This is a genomic window from Pseudomonas sp. AC083 (assembly GCF_979253165.1).
Window position 1 is genome coordinate 1 of record NZ_CEEDDH010000377.1, and the last position, 231, is coordinate 231.

Sequence of the window (231 nt, forward strand, 5' to 3'; positions counted from 1 at the left end):
GGTGGGAACCCACTTGGCGAGCTGCCGGATGGCGCTCTTGAGCCACATGGCCTTCTCGTTGGTGTTCCACGGGGAGAACTCGGAGTTCCTGGAGTCCGACTTGGCCTTGAGCTCCATGACCTCGTGCCGGTTGAGGATGACGACGCGGCTGGTGGCGCCGTCCTTCATGACGGCGTAGGCGTAGACGCCAGCCATCTCCCCACGGTCGCCGCCGAACCAGTCGATCTCGTG

General features: G+C 64.5%; 1 protein-coding gene. It reads right to left on the reverse strand.

Translation table 11 applies throughout. The annotated features are described in order from the left end of the window. On the reverse strand, positions 1–231 hold a 231-nt coding region (locus tag AC0IXA_RS28260), incomplete at both ends, for a recombinase RecT (RefSeq protein WP_471815035.1).